We start from the raw sequence: 791 nt of genomic DNA on the forward strand, positions 1-791 counted from the left end.
GTTATTGGTTCACTTGGGGCAACAGGCTCTGTTGGTTCCTCGGGTTGAACTTCATCTTCTGTTGATGGTGGAACGGGGGCTACTGGTTGTTCCGTTATTGGTTCACTTGGGGCAACAGGCTCTGTTGGTTCCTCGGGTTGAACTTCATCTTCTGTTGATGGTGGAACGGGAGTGACTGGAACCTCTGGTTCTTCCGTAACTGGGGCACTTGGGGCAACAGGTTCTGTTGGTTCCTCGGGTTGAACTTCATCTTCTGTTGATGGTGGAACGGGGGCTTCTGGCTCGTCCGTAACTGGAGCACTTGGGACAACTGGCGCTGTTGGTTCCTCGGGTTGAACTTCGGCTTCTGTTGATGGTGGAACGGGAGCTTCTGGCTCGTCCGTTACTGGGTTACTTGGGACTACAGGCGCTTTTGGTTCCTCGGGTTGAACTTCATCCTCAACCGTTGGAGAAACTGGTGTTTCAGGCACTTTTGGCTCGTCCGTAACCGGTTCACTTGGGGCAACTGGATCTGTTGGTTCCTCAGGTAGAACTTCGGCTTCTGTTGATGGTGGAACGGGAGTGACGGGGGCTTCTGGCTGTTCAGTAACCGGTTCACTTGGGACAACAGGCGCTGTTGGTTCCTCGGGTTGAACTTCATCTTCTGTAGCTGGTGGAACGGGGGCTTCTGGTTGTTCCGTTATTGGTTCACTTGGGGCAACAGGCGCTGTTGGTTCCTCAGGTAGAACTTCGCCCTCTGTTGATGGTGGTGCCGGAGTGACAGGAGTTTCTGGCTCTTCCGTAACTGGGGC

Annotated in this window: 1 pseudogene; it reads right to left on the reverse strand. The window is 54.0% G+C overall.

Going from position 1 to position 791, the window contains the following annotated elements:
- Positions 1-791 (reverse strand): annotated as a pseudogene (locus P7J58_RS01710) (hypothetical protein); the annotation flags it as partial.

Origin of the sequence: Streptococcus suis (genome assembly GCF_046032535.1) — a bacterium.
GTDB lineage: Bacteria > Bacillota > Bacilli > Lactobacillales > Streptococcaceae > Streptococcus > Streptococcus suis_AK.